Origin of the sequence: Pseudoclavibacter sp. VKM Ac-2888 (assembly GCF_015351285.1) — a bacterium.
Taxonomy (GTDB): domain Bacteria; phylum Actinomycetota; class Actinomycetes; order Actinomycetales; family Microbacteriaceae; genus Pseudoclavibacter.
In genome coordinates this window covers 112344-126414 of sequence record NZ_JADKSM010000003.1, presented here as the reverse complement: position 1 = coordinate 126414, position 14071 = coordinate 112344, and the positions used below count along the sequence as shown (strand labels likewise).

Annotated in this window: 12 protein-coding genes; 5 read left to right on the top strand and 7 right to left on the bottom strand. The window is 69.7% G+C overall.

The window, feature by feature from the left end:
* Positions 1-73: 73 nt before the first annotated feature.
* A complete protein-coding gene (locus tag ITJ61_RS20425; protein WP_258063027.1) occupies positions 74-736 on the bottom strand; it encodes a TetR/AcrR family transcriptional regulator in 663 nt (220 codons plus the stop codon).
* Between the two features lie 181 nt (positions 737-917).
* Here ITJ61_RS20425 and ITJ61_RS17950 point away from each other — a divergent pair, with 181 nt between their 5' ends.
* Genes ITJ61_RS17950 through ITJ61_RS17940 form a run of 3 tightly spaced genes read left to right on the top strand, consistent with a single transcriptional unit; the run spans position 918 to position 4835 of the window.
* Positions 918-2285 (top strand): flavin monoamine oxidase family protein, encoded by a 1368-nt coding sequence (locus tag ITJ61_RS17950; RefSeq protein ID WP_194687037.1) that lies wholly within the window; start codon positions 918-920, stop codon positions 2283-2285.
* A 52-nt stretch (positions 2286-2337) separates the two neighbouring features.
* Positions 2338-3258 carry a universal stress protein gene (locus ITJ61_RS17945; RefSeq protein WP_104298351.1) on the top strand — a complete coding sequence of 307 codons (921 nt, stop codon included), beginning with the start codon at positions 2338-2340 and terminating at the stop codon, positions 3256-3258.
* On the top strand, positions 3255-4835 hold the full coding sequence (locus ITJ61_RS17940; RefSeq protein WP_104240456.1) for an APC family permease: 1581 nt from the start codon (positions 3255-3257) through the stop codon (positions 4833-4835). Before ITJ61_RS17945 ends, ITJ61_RS17940 begins: the two co-directional genes overlap by 4 nt.
* Positions 4836-4990: 155 nt before the next feature.
* On the opposite strand, the gene ITJ61_RS17935 is transcribed toward ITJ61_RS17940, so the two are convergent.
* Positions 4991-6328, bottom strand: a complete 1338-nt coding sequence (locus ITJ61_RS17935; RefSeq protein ID WP_194687036.1) for an LCP family protein — start codon at positions 6326-6328, stop codon at positions 4991-4993.
* 199 nt (positions 6329-6527) lie between these two features.
* On the opposite strand from ITJ61_RS17935, the gene ITJ61_RS17930 reads away from it, so the two are divergent.
* Together ITJ61_RS17930 and ITJ61_RS17925 are read left to right on the top strand one after the other, a co-directional pair.
* Complete coding sequence (locus ITJ61_RS17930) at positions 6528-8129, top strand: APC family permease (RefSeq protein ID WP_194687035.1); 1602 nt, start codon at positions 6528-6530, stop codon at positions 8127-8129.
* Positions 8130-8173: 44 nt separating this feature from the next.
* Complete coding sequence (locus ITJ61_RS17925; protein ID WP_104240461.1) at positions 8174-8944, top strand: fumarylacetoacetate hydrolase family protein; 771 nt, start codon at positions 8174-8176, stop codon at positions 8942-8944.
* 128 nt (positions 8945-9072) lie between these two features.
* Here ITJ61_RS17925 and ITJ61_RS17920 read toward each other — a convergent pair whose 3' ends face one another.
* Genes ITJ61_RS17920 through ITJ61_RS20420 form a run of 5 tightly spaced genes read right to left on the bottom strand, consistent with a single transcriptional unit; the run spans position 9073 to position 14036 of the window.
* Complete coding sequence (locus ITJ61_RS17920) at positions 9073-10101, bottom strand: ABC transporter substrate-binding protein (RefSeq protein ID WP_104240462.1); 1029 nt, start codon at positions 10099-10101, stop codon at positions 9073-9075.
* A 50-nt stretch (positions 10102-10151) separates the two neighbouring features.
* Positions 10152-11018, bottom strand: a complete 867-nt coding sequence (locus tag ITJ61_RS17915; RefSeq protein ID WP_194687034.1) for an ABC transporter ATP-binding protein — start codon at positions 11016-11018, stop codon at positions 10152-10154.
* Positions 11015-12085, bottom strand: a complete 1071-nt coding sequence (locus ITJ61_RS17910; protein ID WP_323744406.1) for an iron ABC transporter permease — start codon at positions 12083-12085, stop codon at positions 11015-11017. The genes ITJ61_RS17915 and ITJ61_RS17910 overlap by 4 nt, the downstream gene beginning before the upstream one ends.
* Positions 12082-13095: a FecCD family ABC transporter permease gene (locus ITJ61_RS17905; protein WP_104306101.1), complete on the bottom strand. Its 1014-nt coding sequence runs from the start codon at positions 13093-13095 to the stop codon at positions 12082-12084. The genes ITJ61_RS17910 and ITJ61_RS17905 overlap by 4 nt, the downstream gene beginning before the upstream one ends.
* Positions 13092-14036: a siderophore-interacting protein gene (locus tag ITJ61_RS20420; protein ID WP_194687033.1), complete on the bottom strand. Its 945-nt coding sequence runs from the start codon at positions 14034-14036 to the stop codon at positions 13092-13094. Before ITJ61_RS20420 ends, ITJ61_RS17905 begins: the two co-directional genes overlap by 4 nt.
* Positions 14037-14071: the final 35 nt, after the last annotated feature.

The following is a 14071-nucleotide window of genomic DNA, read 5'->3' as shown; positions in this document are numbered from 1 at the left end:
GGTCCCCTCGATGGCGTGCAGTCAGCACTTCACGGTCTCGGCGGTGACCGCGGCGCTGCGTCGGTCTCCGGAGTCAGACTCCCGCTGCCGCCCCGAGTCCGCGGATGAGCGCGTCGAGCCCGCGCTCGAAGGCCTGCTCGCGCAGCCCCAGCGGTGTGTGCGCCGCGACGGAGGCCGCGAGCGTGGGTGCCGCATCCGCCTGATCGCCGAGCTCGAAGATATCGAGGGGCGCGTTGAGGTCGTACGCGGAGCCGTAGACGAACGACTCGATCGCCACGATCGCCGGCATGATGTTGGCGTCCGGCCAGCCGGCCCGTCGGAGGCCTGAGGCGACCCCCTCGTACATCGCGAGCGTGTCGGTCGCGCCGGCGACGGGCATCTTCGCGATCGCCTCCACGAGCGAGTCGTGCTCCTTCATGACGAGGCGGTAGCTGCGCGCCCAGCTCGCGAGGGCCGCGTCCCACGGCTCGGTCTCGAACGCCGAGGCGTCGACGGCGGCCATGAGGCGATCCTCGATCCAGCGCAGGATCTGCCGCTTCGAGTGCGCGTGGTTGTAGAGGGCCGCGGGGGTGACGCCGAGCGCCTTGGCGAGCTTCGCCATCGTCAGGGCGTCGTACCCCTCGTGGGTCGCGACGCGCATGGCGGCGTCGGTGATGCGCTTCTGCGTGAGGATGCGCGTGCGGGGTCGCCCAGCACGCCGCTGTCCGTCAGACTCCACATGCTCGCTGGTGCTCACTGGCCCTCCCGTTGTTCGACCCTAGCTCCTCGGAAATGCGGCTTGTCCGAGGGGCCCGTCTCGACTAACGTAAATTAATCCTGTTTATTTGGAAGGCGGCGCCAGGAAGCCGGCCGCCAACCACACTCACTTCGACGGCGAAGCCAGGGCGCTTGGAGCTGTCACAACGGAAAGAGCGGAAATGCAGACCATCGAACGCGACGTCGTCATCATCGGAGCAGGCCCCTCCGGCCTCACAGCGGCCCGCCGCCTCACCCAGGCAGGCAAGACCGTCGCCGTCCTCGAGGCGCGCGACCGCGTCGGCGGACGCACCTGGAGCAACATCATCGACGGCCAGTTCTTCGAGATCGGCGGCCAGTGGGTCTCGCCAGACCAGACGGCGCTCCTCGCCCTCCTCGAAGAGCTCGGCAAGGGTACCTTCTCGCGCTACCGCGAGGGCAAGTCGGTCTACATCAGCCCCAAGGGCGAGCGCACCGTCTACGAGGGCGACACGTTCCCCGTCAGCGAGCACACCGCCGCCGAGATGGACCGCATGATCGAGCTCCTCGACGGCCTCGCCGCCGAGATCGGCCCCGTCGAGCCGTGGGCGCACGCCAAGGCACGCGAGCTCGACACCATCTCCTTCCACCACTGGCTGCGCCAGCAGTCCGACGACGAGGAGGCCTGCAACAACATCGGGCTCTTCGTCGCCGGCGGCATGCTCACCAAGCCGTCCTTCGCGTTCTCCGCGCTGCAGGCAGTGCTCATGGCCGCATCCGCCGGCTCGTTCTCGAACCTCGTCGACGAGAGCTTCATCCTCGACAAGCGCGTCATCGGCGGCATGCAGTCGGTCAGCCAGCAGATGGCGCAGGAGCTCGGCGACGACGTGTTCCTGAACAACCCGGTGCGCTTCCTCCACTGGGAGGACAACGGAGCAGGCAAGGCGGCATCCGTCACCGCCGTCGCCGACCACATCACCGTCAAGGCCCAGCACGCCATCATGGCAGTGCCGCCCAACCTCTACTCGCGAGTCTCCTTCGTGCCCGCCCTGCCGCGCCAGCAGATGATCGTGCACCAGCACATCTCCATGGGCCTCGTCATCAAGGTGCACGCCACCTACGCCACCCCGTTCTGGCGTGAAGAGGGCCTCAGTGGCACCGCGTTCGGAGCCGGCCACATCGTGCAGGAGGTCTATGACAACACCAACCACGAAGACGAGCGCGGCACTCTCGTCGGCTTCATCACCGATGAGGCGGCCGAGGCCATGTGGGCGCTGGGCGACGAGGAGCGCAAGGCCGCCGTCCTCGGCTCCGTCGCCGAGTTCCTCGGGCCGAAGGCCCTCGACCCCGAGGTCTTCTACCTCTCCGACTTCGGCGCAGAGGAGTGGACTCGCGGCGCCTACGCCACGAGCTACGACCTCGGCGGACTCCACCGCTGGGGCGCCATCCAGCACGACCCGGTCGGCCCGATCTTCTGGTCGAGCTCCGACCTCGCGGCAGAGGGCTACCAGCACGTTGACGGCGCGGTGCGGATGGGCGAAGCTACGGCGAAGCGCATCCTCCAGTCCTGAGCGCCCACGGCATCCCGAAATCGGACGACACCCCAAGAATTGGAGAGGCAGCATGGCGCAGCGTTTCGTAGTGGGCTACATCGCGAGCGATCGAGGGCATGACGCCCTCGCCCTCGCCTCCTTCCTCGCGAAGGGCACCGACACGGAGATCATCGTCGCGATGATCACGCCGGAGACGTCGCCGTACAGCGGCACGCATCCGCTGCCGCTCGACGATGCCGACAGCATCATCGGCAAGCAGATCGACACGTGGATGAGCGAAGCGCTCGCCCAGGTGCCGGAGGGCATCGCGGCGCGCGGCGTGGTCCGCAGCGCCACGGGCGAGGCCCAGGGGCTCATGGACATCGCCGCTGAATTCGGCGCTGCCGCGCTGGTCATCGGCGCCGCCACCACCGCACTGCTGCGGCAGTTCACCATCGGGACGGTCGCATCCACACTGCTGCACGCCTCGCCGCTGCCCGTCGCGCTCGCTCCGGCTGGGTTCGCCGAAGAGGGGCCCGTCACCCGCATCACCACGCTGTTCGGCACCCGCTCGGGGGCCGCCGCGCTCATCGGCACCTCCGTCGAGAGCGCGCTGCAGCGCGACGTGCAGCTGCGCCTGCTCTCGCTCGTGCAGCTCGACCGGGTCCCGCCCAGCCAGGTGCAGGAGGTCGACGAGTTCGTGCGCGAGTTCGGCGGGGCAGTGCTCGCCGGCCGTGCGGAGGCCCTGCTGGAGTCGGGCAAGGCCACCGTCGAGACGGTCGAGGGCGAGAGCCTCGAGGCCGCACTCGAGCGGGCCGACTGGAAGCCGGGCGATGTCGCCTTCGTCGGCTCCAGCCGCCTCGCCCAGGGAGGGCGCATCTTCCTCGGCGCCCGCGCGCAGCGCCTGCTGCGCGTGCTGACCGTGCCGATCATCGTCGTGCCGCGCGCCGCGCAGCCTGCCGAGGCGCCCAAGTCCGCTCCCGAATCCCCAGCGACAGGAACAGGGCAATGACCAGGACAGAAGACAGCACGGAGCGGGGCGGACTCAGCTCCAAGGGGCTCTCCGCAGGCAAGGTCGGCGTCATCGGCGCGACCATCATCGGCATCTCGTGCATCGCCCCGGCGTACACGCTGACCTCGGGTCTCGGCCCGACCATCTCGCAGGTCGGCCTGCAGACGCCGGCGATCCTCTTCATCGGCTTCATCCCGATGGTGCTCGTCGTCTTCGGCTACCGCGAGCTGAACTCGGCGATGCCGGACTCCGGCACCACCTTCACCTGGGCGTCCCGCGCGTTCGGGCCCTGGATCGGCTGGATGGGCGGATGGGGGCTCATCGCCGCGACCGTCCTCGTCCTCTCGAATCTCGCGGCCGTTGCCGTGGACTTCCTGTTCATCCTGCTCGCGCAGGTGTTCCAGAATCCGGAGCTCGCCGACCTCACGACGGTGCTGTGGATCAACATCCCCGTCACGATCCTCTTCACGGCGCTCGCCGCGTGGATCTCGTACCGGGGCGTCGAGGCGACCGAGAAGATCCAGGTCGGGCTCGTCGCGTTCCAGCTCATCGCGCTGGCCTGGTTCATCGTCGCCGCCTTCATGCACCTGAGCAACAACACGGCCTTCGACCCGACCCCCATCGAGCTGTCCTGGTTCAACCCGTTCGAGCTGGGCGACATGGCCGTCGTCGCCGCCGGCGTCTCGCTGTCGATCTTCCTCTTCTGGGGCTGGGACACGGTCATCACGATGAACGAGGAGGCGAAGGACCCGAAGAAGACACCGGGCCGCGCCGCCATGCTCACGATCATCATCATCATGGTGATCTACCTGCTCACGACCCTCGCCGTGCTCGTCTTCGCGGGCATCGGCACCGAGGGCCTCGGAGCCGGCAACCCGGACAACCAGGAGAGCATCTTCGCGGCGCTCGCGGGGCCGGTCATGGGGCCGTTCGCGCTGCTGATGTCGATCGCCATCCTGTCGTCGTCGGCGGCCTCGCTGCAGTCGACGATGGTCTCCCCATCGCGCACGATCCTCGCCATGGGGCACTACGGCGCCCTGCCGAAGCGCTTCGCGGACGTCAGCCCGCGCTTCAAGTCGCCGTCGGTCGCGACCCTGGCCTCGGCCATCGCCGCTGTCGTGTTCTACGTCGTCATGCGGCTGCTCTCCGAGAACGCGCTGTGGGACACGATCGCGGCCCTCGGCCTCATGATCTGCTTCTACTACGGCGTCACGGGGCTCGCGTGCGTCTGGTACTTCAGGCACAGCTTGTTCAGCTCGGCCAGGAACTTCTTCTTCCGGTTCCTGTTCCCGCTGCTCGGCGGCATCGTGCTGCTGTACTTCTTCTACGAGACGGCCGTCGCGTCGCTGTCGCCGTCGTTCGGATCAGGCTCGGCGGTCTTCGCGACGAGCTACGACGCGGACGGCATCGCCCAGGACGGCATCGGTCTCGTGTTCGTGCTCGGCATCGGAGTGCTGCTGCTCGGCGTGGTCATCATGGTCGTGCAGTACTTCCGCAGCCCCGGGTTCTTCCGCGGCGAGACGATCCAGATCGGCAACGACCGCGACACGCAGTCGATCGAGGTGCTGAAGGACTAGCTGTCCCGCGGTATCCCGCATCCCAACCCGCCCCGCCGCATCCGCCGCAGATGGGGCACTTTCACCCCGTATCGAGCGCTGATACGGGGTGAAAGTGTCCCATCTGCGGCGGATGCGGCGGAGGGGGCGTTGCAGCTCGGGGTCGCGGGGCGAGGTCAGCTCGCGCAGGTGGTGTCCTCTGCCGTCCGGCCCACGATGTCGTCGGAGAGGGTCAGCGGCTCGCCGGGCGCGGCAGCCGCGTCGTCCGGTTGCGTCGCGTCGTCGGGCGGTTCCGGGCCTTCCTGCTCGCCGTCGCCATCGGGGGCATCCCCGGCGGGTGCATCCGCTGCCTGGTCATCCTGGAATGACAGCGGCTGGTCGGCGCGGAGGGTCGCGAAGATGGCGTCGGTCTCCGCCGTGATCGGCTCGACTCGGTTCGGGTCCGCCCAATAGGGCGCGACGGGCAGCTGCAGCATGACGATGCGGTCGAGGTCGACGTTCGCGAGCGTCTGCGCGAGCGCGACGAGGCTGCTCGGCTGCGCGAGCGCCTCGTCGACGGTCATGGCCTTCGACGCGGAGTCGGCGAGCCCGTAGAGGGCCCCCGGGTTGGTGAGCGTGCCGGCGCTCGCGACCTTCCGAGCGAGGGAGGCGAGGAACGCCTGCTGGGCCTGGATGCGCCCCAGGTCGCTCCCGTCGGCGAAGCCGTGCCGCGTGCGCAGGAACGCGAGGGCCGCCTCGCCCTGGAGGCTGTGGGTGCCCGCGGTCATGTACAGCCCCGAGTAGTCGTCGGCGATGTCGTTCTCGACGCACACGTCGACGCCGCCGATGGCCTCCGTGATGCCGATGACGCCGTCGAAGCCGACGACGATGAAGTGGTCGATGTCCAGGCCGGTGAAATCGCGGATCGTGTCGAGCGAGCAGAACGGCCCGTTCTCGAGCGCCCCGTTGATCTGCGCGGCCTCCTGCGCTGGCACCACGGCACCGTCCGGGGTCGTGCATTCCGGGGTCGGCAGCATCGTGTCTCGGGGAATGCTGATGAGGGTCGCGTCCTCGCGATCGGCCGACACGTGCAGCAGCATCATGACGTCGGACCGCGCCCCGCCTGCCTCCCCGTAGTCGGCGCTCGACTGCCCGTCCCTGGAGTCGGAGCCCATGATGAGGATGTTAACGGCGCCATCCCATCCGGAGATCTCGGTGCCCGTTCCGTCCGCTCGACCCACGGCGTTGTCGGCGAGGTTGCCCACGACCTGGAAGTAGGTCGCCGAGATGAAGCCGATGCCGGCGACCATGGTCACGCAGACGGCCGCCGCGGCGGCGACCATGAGGCGGCGTCGCACGAACTTCGAGCTCGTGCGCCTGTGCCGCGAGACGTGGCGCCCGCTGCCGGTGATCGGGCGGCGAGGTCCAACCGCCGGTGTCCGCCTGGAGGACCGGGTTCTGGGCTGCGGCTCGTCGTCGCCGCCGCCGTTGAGCAGGGTCTCGATCACGGGATGCGGATCTGTGGGCCTCTTCATGGTCCCTCTCGCTCGAGGTCGATGCCCGCCGTCGGTCAAGGGAGGGGCGATATCTGACAACTGCCAATGTCTCGCGAGGCGCGGCGCAATGCAAACCGAGCGCCGCCCCGGAGGCCCCGGCCGTTCTGTCGATTCACGCAATATTTCCGGGCCGTTTCGGCCCATTGACGGTTCTCCGGGGATGGGCCATCATCACCAAATGACAACATCGGAAACCGCAGCGGCGGCGAAGCTCAACGAGGAGCTGCATGGTGGGGGACTGAGCGCGAAGGGCCTCTCCGCCGGCAAGGTCGGGGTGCTCGGGGCGGCCGTCATCGGCGTCTCCTGCATCGCGCCCGCCTACGCCGTCACGTCCGGCCTCGGCCCCACCATCGCGCAGGTCGGCGTCTACACGCCCGCCATCATGCTCGTCGGGTTCATCCCGATGCTGCTCGTCGTGTTCGGCTACCGGGAGCTCAACACGGCGATGCCGGACTCCGGCACCTCGTTCACGTGGGCGACCCGCGCGTTCGGGCCGTGGATCGGGTGGATGGGCGGATGGGGGCTCATCGCCGCGACCGTCCTCGTGCTCTCGAACCTCGCGGCCGTCGCCGTCGACTTCTTCTTCATCATGCTGGCGCAGATCTTCCAGAACCCAGAGCTCGCGGACCTGACGCGCGTGCTCTGGATCAACATCCCGATGACCGTCATCTTCACTGCCCTCGCCGCGTGGATCTCCTACCGCGGCGTCGAGTCGACGAAGAAGGTGCAGTACGTCCTCGTGGTCGTGCAGCTCATCGCCATCGTCTGGTTCATCATCGCGGCGTTCGTGCACGTCGGGAACGGCACCGCGTTCGACGCGACCCCCATCGAGCTGTCGTGGTTCAACCCGTTCGAGGTGGGCTCGCTCGCCGCGATCTCCGCCGGCGTCTCGCTGTCGATCTTCCTGTTCTGGGGCTGGGACACGGTCATCACGATGAACGAGGAGGCGAAGGACCCGGAGAAGACCCCTGGCCGTGCCTCCATGCTCACGATCTTCGTCATGGTCGCGATCTACGTGCTGATGACGCTCGCGGTCCTCGCCTACGCGGGCATCGGCGAGGAGGGCCTTGGCGCCGGCAACCCGGACAACCAGGAGAGCATCCTCGCCTCCCTCGCGGAGCCGATCATGGGCCCGTTCGCGCTGCTCATGACGGTCGCCGTCATGTTCAGCTCTGCGGCCTCGCTGCAGTCGACGATGGTGTCACCCTCTCGCACGCTCCTCGCCATGGGCCATTACGGGGCGCTGCCCAAGTCGTATGCCAGCGTGAGTCCCCGCTTCAAGTCGCCATCGGTGGCGACCATCGCCTCGGCGGCGGCCGCGATCGTCTTCTACATCGTGCTGCGGCTGCTCTCCGAGAACGCCCTCTGGGACACGATCGCGGCGCTCGGCCTCATGGTGTGCTTCTACTACGGCGTCACGGGGCTCGCGTGCGTCTGGTACTTCCGCCGCTCGCTGTTCTCCTCGACGCGGAACCTGTTCTTCCGGTTCCTCTTCCCGCTGCTCGGCGGGCTCGCGCTGCTCTACTTCTTCTTCGAGACCGCCAGGGCGTCGCTGTCGCCGTCGTTCGGCTCGGGCTCCGCGGTCTTCGCGACGAGCTACGACGCCGACGGCATCGCGCAGGACGGCATCGGTCTCGTGTTCGTGCTCGGGGTCGGCGTGCTCCTGCTCGGTGTCGTGCTCATGGTGGTGCAGTACCTCCGCAGCCCGGGGTTCTTCCGCGGCGAGACGATCAAGACGGGCGCGGATGGCGACGCGGAGCCTGCCCCGGCACTGCAGTAGCGCGGCTCGGCGCGGCCTCGGCCGCGCCGCTGTAGGCTGGCACGGTGAAGATCGCGCGCTTCGAATACCAGGGTCAGCTCACTTTCGGCATCCTCGACGAGGAGGAGAAGGTCTACGTCAAGCTGGCGGGTGACCCCCTCTACCTCGGCTACGAGACGCTCGACGAACGCATCCCGATCGACCAGGTGCAGCTGCAGTCGCCCGTGCTGCCGCGCTCGAAGGTGATCGGCTTCGGACGCAACTACGCGGAGCACGCGAACGAGCTCGGCAACGAGGCCGCCGAGGTGCCCATGATGTTCCTCAAGCCGAACACCTCGGTCATCGGCCCTCGCCACCCCATCGTGCTGCCGCCCCAGTCGGAGCGCGTCGACCACGAGGCGGAGCTCGCCGTCGTCATCGGCCAGGTCGCCCGCAACGTGCCGGCCGCCGACGCGGCTCAGGTCATCTTCGGCTACACGATCGCGAACGACGTCACGGCCCGTGACCTGCAGAAGAGCGACGGCCAGTGGGCTCGCGCGAAGGGCTTCGACTCGTTCTGCCCGCTCGGCCCGATCATCGAGACCGACTTCGACCCCTCGAAGGGCCGCATCACCGCTGAGGTCAACGGCGAGCTGCGCCAGGAGGGCGACCTCTCGCAGATGATCACGTCGGTCGCCAAGCTCGTCGAGTACGCGTCGAGCGTGTTCACGCTGCTGCCGGGCGACATCATCCTCACGGGCACGCCCGCGGGGGTCGGTCCGCTCGCGAAGGGCGACACGGTGACCTGCACGATCGAGGGCATCGGCTCGCTCTCCAACCCCGTCACCGCGCGCTAAGCGCTCGGTCGGGCAGAACCACCGCTGCCAGTCAGATGCGCCCCCTCGGCTTCCGAGAGGGCGCATCTGACTGGCAGCGTTCTGCGTGGGGGACTGGCAGCGTTCTGCGTGGGGGTGGGCCCCCGTCGCTAGCTCTTCGCGACCGCGGTCGCCGTGGCGAGCTGCTCGACGAGCATCGGGAGGAAGAACGGGATGGAGAGGGCGGTCGGCGAGATGGCCGCGCCGTTCTCCTCGCCCACGAGCGCTGCGACGGCGCCCTTGGAGACGGCGGGGATGAGCTTCGTGCGGTCCGAGGTCAGGAACGTCTGCAGCTGCTCCTCGGTCTCGGTCTGGGTGAAGACGACGTCCGCGTCGATCTTGTCGAGGTTCTCGCTGGAGACGGTCGTCGAGAACGTCGACTCCCCGGTTGCGAGTTCCGCGACGGATGGTGCGCTCGTGAAGCCGAGGTCGGTGAGCAGCTCGACGCGCGGGTCGTTCTCGAGGAGGAGGTAGAAGGTGTCCACATCCTCGGACGCGTAGGCGATCGTCGTGCCTTCGAACTCGGGATGCTCGGCGGCCTGATCGGCGACCTGCTGGTCGAGGTCGGCGAGGATCTCGTTGGCGTCCGCCTCGAGGCCGAGGGCCTTGCCGGTGTCGGTGATGACGTCACGCCACGGCGTCGACCAGATCGCTTCCTCGGGGGCGACGACGGGCACGCCGGCCGCGGTGACGGCGTCGTACTCCTCCTGCGTGAGCCCGGAGTAGGACGCGATGAACACGTCGGGGTCGGTGGCGAGCAGCGCCTCCACGGAGAGCTCGTAGGTGGCGTTGTCGAGGATGACGGGGGCTTCGCCGCCGAGCTCCTCGATCTTGTCGGAGACCCACGGCGCGATGCGGTCCTCGCCTCCGCCGTAGTCCATCGATGCCATGGCGACGGGGACGATGTCGAGCGCGAGGACCGCGTCGGTGACGCCCCAGCCCCACGTCGCGACGCGCGTCGGCGCCTCTTCGATCGTGGTGGTGCCGTACATGTGCTCGAAGGTGACGGGGAAGCTCGCGGCGTCGCCCGGTGCGGCGGCCGCGTCGCTCGTGTCGGTGGCGGCGGGGGCGCAGGCGCTGAGTGCGAGCGCCGTGACCGCCACCGCGGCGGCGGCGATCGGTCGGAGGGTGCGGTTCATGGGGTGGTTCCTTTCGTGCGGATGCGTGAAGAGCTGGGGGTGGAGAGGGGCTACTCGGGCTCGCTGCCCGTGTGGGCGCCTCCCGGGACGGGGACGATGAGGGGTGTTCTGGTGAGGGGGTCCGGCATGACAAGCGCGTCGAGGGCGAAGGCGTCGGCGACGACCTCCTTCGTGAGCACCTCGGTGGGGGAGCCGTTGGCGACGATGCGACCGTCGCGCATCACGATGAGCTCGTCGGCGTAGCGGGCCGCGAGGTTCAGCTCGTGCAGGACGACGACGATGGTGGTGCCCTCGCGCCGGTTGAGGCTCACGAGCAGGTCGAGGACCTCGAGCTGGTGGCTGAGGTCGAGGAACGTCGTGGGCTCGTCGAGGAGGAGCACCTTGGGGTTCTGCGCCAGGGACATGGCGATCCAGACGCGCTGCCGCTGCCCGCCGGACAGGTCGCCGACCGGTCGATCGGCGAGCTCCGCGACGCCGGTGCGGCGCATGGCCTCGTCGACGTGCGTCGTGTCGGCGGTTCCCCAGCGGTCGAAGAGTCCGCGGTGCGGGTGCCGGCCTCTCGAGACGAGCTCGGCGACCGTGAGTCCGTCGGGGGCGGTCGGATGCTGGGGGAGCATCCCGACGGTCTGCGCGAACCGGCGCCTGGGGATGCTGGCGGCGTCGACGTCGTCGAGCTGCACGCTGCCCGCGAGGGGCGAGGTGAGGCGCGCGAGCACGCCGAGGAGGGTGGACTTGCCGCAGGCGTTGGCGCCGATGATCATCGTGATGCGGCCCGGGGTGATGTCGAGGTCGAGTCCTTCGATGACGGTGCGGCCGGGGTAGCCGGCCGAGAGTCCGCGCGCGGAGAGGCGCGGCCCCGCTGGCGTTGCGGCGGTGGGGTCGACCCAGGCTGCGGGTGCTTGGTGGTCGCCGGTCACAGCTGGCGTCCTTTCGTCGAGGCGAGGAGCCAGAGCAGGAACACGGCGCCGACGGCCCCCGTGACGACTCCGACGGGCAGTGAGGTGTCCGGGATCGCGAACTGCGCGACGAGGTCGGCGCCCGTGAGGAGGGCGGCGCCCGTGATCGCGCTCGTCCCGACTCCGATGGAGCCGTGGCCGAGCAGGGACCTGGCGATGGCGGGTGCGCAGAGCGCGATGAACGAGATGGGCCCCGCGAAGGCGCACGTGACGGCGGTGAGCAGCACGGCGGAGACGACGGCGATCATCCGCACCCGGCTGGTGGTGACGCCGAGCCCGGCGGCCGTGGATGCGCCGAGCTGGGTGATCGGCAGCCAGCGCGCGGAGATGAGCACGGCGGGGAGGACGGCGACGGCGACGGCGGCGACCACGAGGAGGTGCCACCACGCGGTGGACGCGAGCGAGCCCGTGACCCAGAGCAGGGCGGCCTGAGCGAGCTCGACCTGGCTGCGGACCATGAGGTAGTTCATGATGGCGACGGTGAGGAACGAGATGCCGATGCCGGCGAGGATGAGCCGGAAGCCGGCCTCGCCTCGCCTGCCTGCCGCGAGGAGCAGGATGGCGGCGACCGCGAGCCCCCCGGCGAAGGCGGCGACCGCGAGGATCGGCCCGGTGACGCCGAAGACGAGGAGCAGGAACACGGCTGCGACGCTGCTGCCGCCGCTGATGCCGAGGAGGTCGGGGCTCGCGAGCGGGTTCCGGAGCACGCCCTGCAGGAGGGCGCCGGCGACGCCGAGGCAGGCGCCGACCAGGACGCCCATGAGCACGCGCGGGAGCCGAACCTGGAAGAGCACGTAGGACTCGAGGCGGTCGCCTCCCCCGAGCAGGGTGCGCGCGAGCTGCTCGAGGGTGAGCGGGTAGTCGCCGGTCGTGACGCCGAGGAGGACGACGGCGATCAGGGCCACCGTGACGCCGCCGACGACGAACCCGCGGCGCCGTCGGACGCGGGCTCGCACCGCCTCGAGCGGCGACTCGGAGCCGCGGAGGGGCGCTGCCGTGTTCTTCGGGAGGACATCGCGGGCGGTCACAGGGCCACCTGCTTGCGGCGGAGGACCAGCGCGATGAGCACCGGGGCCCCGACGAAGGCGACCACGACACCGGCCTGGACTTCCCCGGGCGGCGCGATGACGCGGCCGACGATGTCGGCGATGAGCAGCACCGCGCCGCCGAGGGGCGCCCCGATGAGGAGGAGGCGCCGGTAGTCGTCGCCGACCATCGCGCGCAGCGCGTGCGGCACGAGGAGCCCGATGAAGACGATGGGCCCGGCGATCGAGGTGGCCCCGCCGCAGAGCAGCACGGTCGCGAGGATGCCGAGCGCGCGCGTGCGCGGGACGTTCTGGCCGAGGCCTGCCGCGGTGTCGGCGCCGAGGGCGATGAGGTCGAGGCCGCGCGCGCTCGCGATGGCGATGATGCCGCCGATGAGCAGGGGGATCGCGACGACGGCGACGGTGTCGAGGCCGCGCGAGGTGAGGCCTCCGACCTGCCAGTAGCGGAAGACGTCGAGCGCCACGATGGAGGTGGTGAGGATGAGGGTCGTCACGGCGGTGAGGCCGGCGGTGACGGCGGCACCCGTGAGCGCGAGCTTCGCCGGATTGTCGCCGTCGGGGCCGCGTGTGCCGATGACGGCGACGACGACTGCGGCGACGGCAGCCCCAGCGAAGGCGAACCACACGAACCCGGTGGGTGCGGAGATGCTGAAGAACGTGATGGCGACGAGCACTGCGACGGAGGCTCCCGCGTTGATGCCGAGGAGCCCCGGGTCGGCGAGGGGGTTGCGCGTGATCCCCTGCATGAGGGTGCCGGCGACGGCGAGCGCCGCGCCGGCCAGGACGCCGATGAGGGTGCGGGGGATGCGCTGGTCCCTGACCACGGTGTGGTCGGCCAGGTCCGGGTTCGGCGCGAGCAGGGCATCCACGACCACGGATGGCGCGACGGTGCGGGCCCCCACGAGGAGGCTCACGATCACGGCGACCAGGAGCAGGGCGACCGCCCCGACGGCGACGAGGCGGACGCGGCGCGCGCGTGCGCCCGCGATCATTCCTGGTGCTCGGACTGGCCGAGTCGCCAGTACCCCATGAAGGCGACGCGCTTGCGGTCGACGCCGTTGGTGGTCACCAGGTGGCGGCGGAGGGTCTTTATGGTGGCGGCCTCGCCGGCCATCCACGCGTAGAACTCGCCTTCGCCGTCCTCTGGGCTGTCCCAGAGGAGGTCGACGTCCACGTCGATGTCGGCGATCTGCTGCGGGCGGGGGGCCGCGGCCTGTGCGAGCGCCTCGGGGGAGTCGAGGCACCACTGCTGCAGGGCTTGCGTCAGCCGGGTGCCGTGGGCGGCGCCGTCGCGGGGCAGCCAGGTGATGCGGAAGCTGGCGGGCACGTCGATGTGGATGATGTCGGCGCTCGTGGGCACCTCGAGGAGCGCATCCACCTCGCACCGGTCGCTGAGCGATTCGAGGATCGAGCCGATCGCGGGAACCGCTGTCTCGTCGCCCGCGAGCAGGAGGCGCTTGGCGGTGCCGGGATGCCAGTCAGCGCCGAGGTGCGACTGCTCGCTGCGCTGGTCGGGGCCGACGATGACGAGGTCGTCGCCCGGCTTCGCGTTCTCGGCCCATGCGCCCGCCGGACCCGCGCCGTGGTGCACGACGAAGTCGACGTCGATCTCGCGAGCTTCCGGGTCGACGCGGCGCACCGTGTAGGTGCGCAGGGGGCTGCGGCGTTCCGTGGGGGTCGTCCGCCAGCGTTCGTACCAGAGGCCGGCGTCGAGCACCTCCTCGTCGCGCTGCCCGAAGTCGCTGGTCGTGCCGTCCGCCATGGGGAGGATGAGCTTGATGCGCTGGTCGAGTCCGGTCGTGCCGAAGTACTCGAAGTCGTCGCATGTGAAGGTCACCCGAGTGAAAGCGGGAGCGAGGCGCTGCACTGCTCTGACCTCGGCGCAGTATGGCCGGTAGGCGGGGCGGGTCTGAACGGCAGTGGAAGCACTCACTGAGCAAAGATAAGCCTTGCCTTACCCCTGAGTCC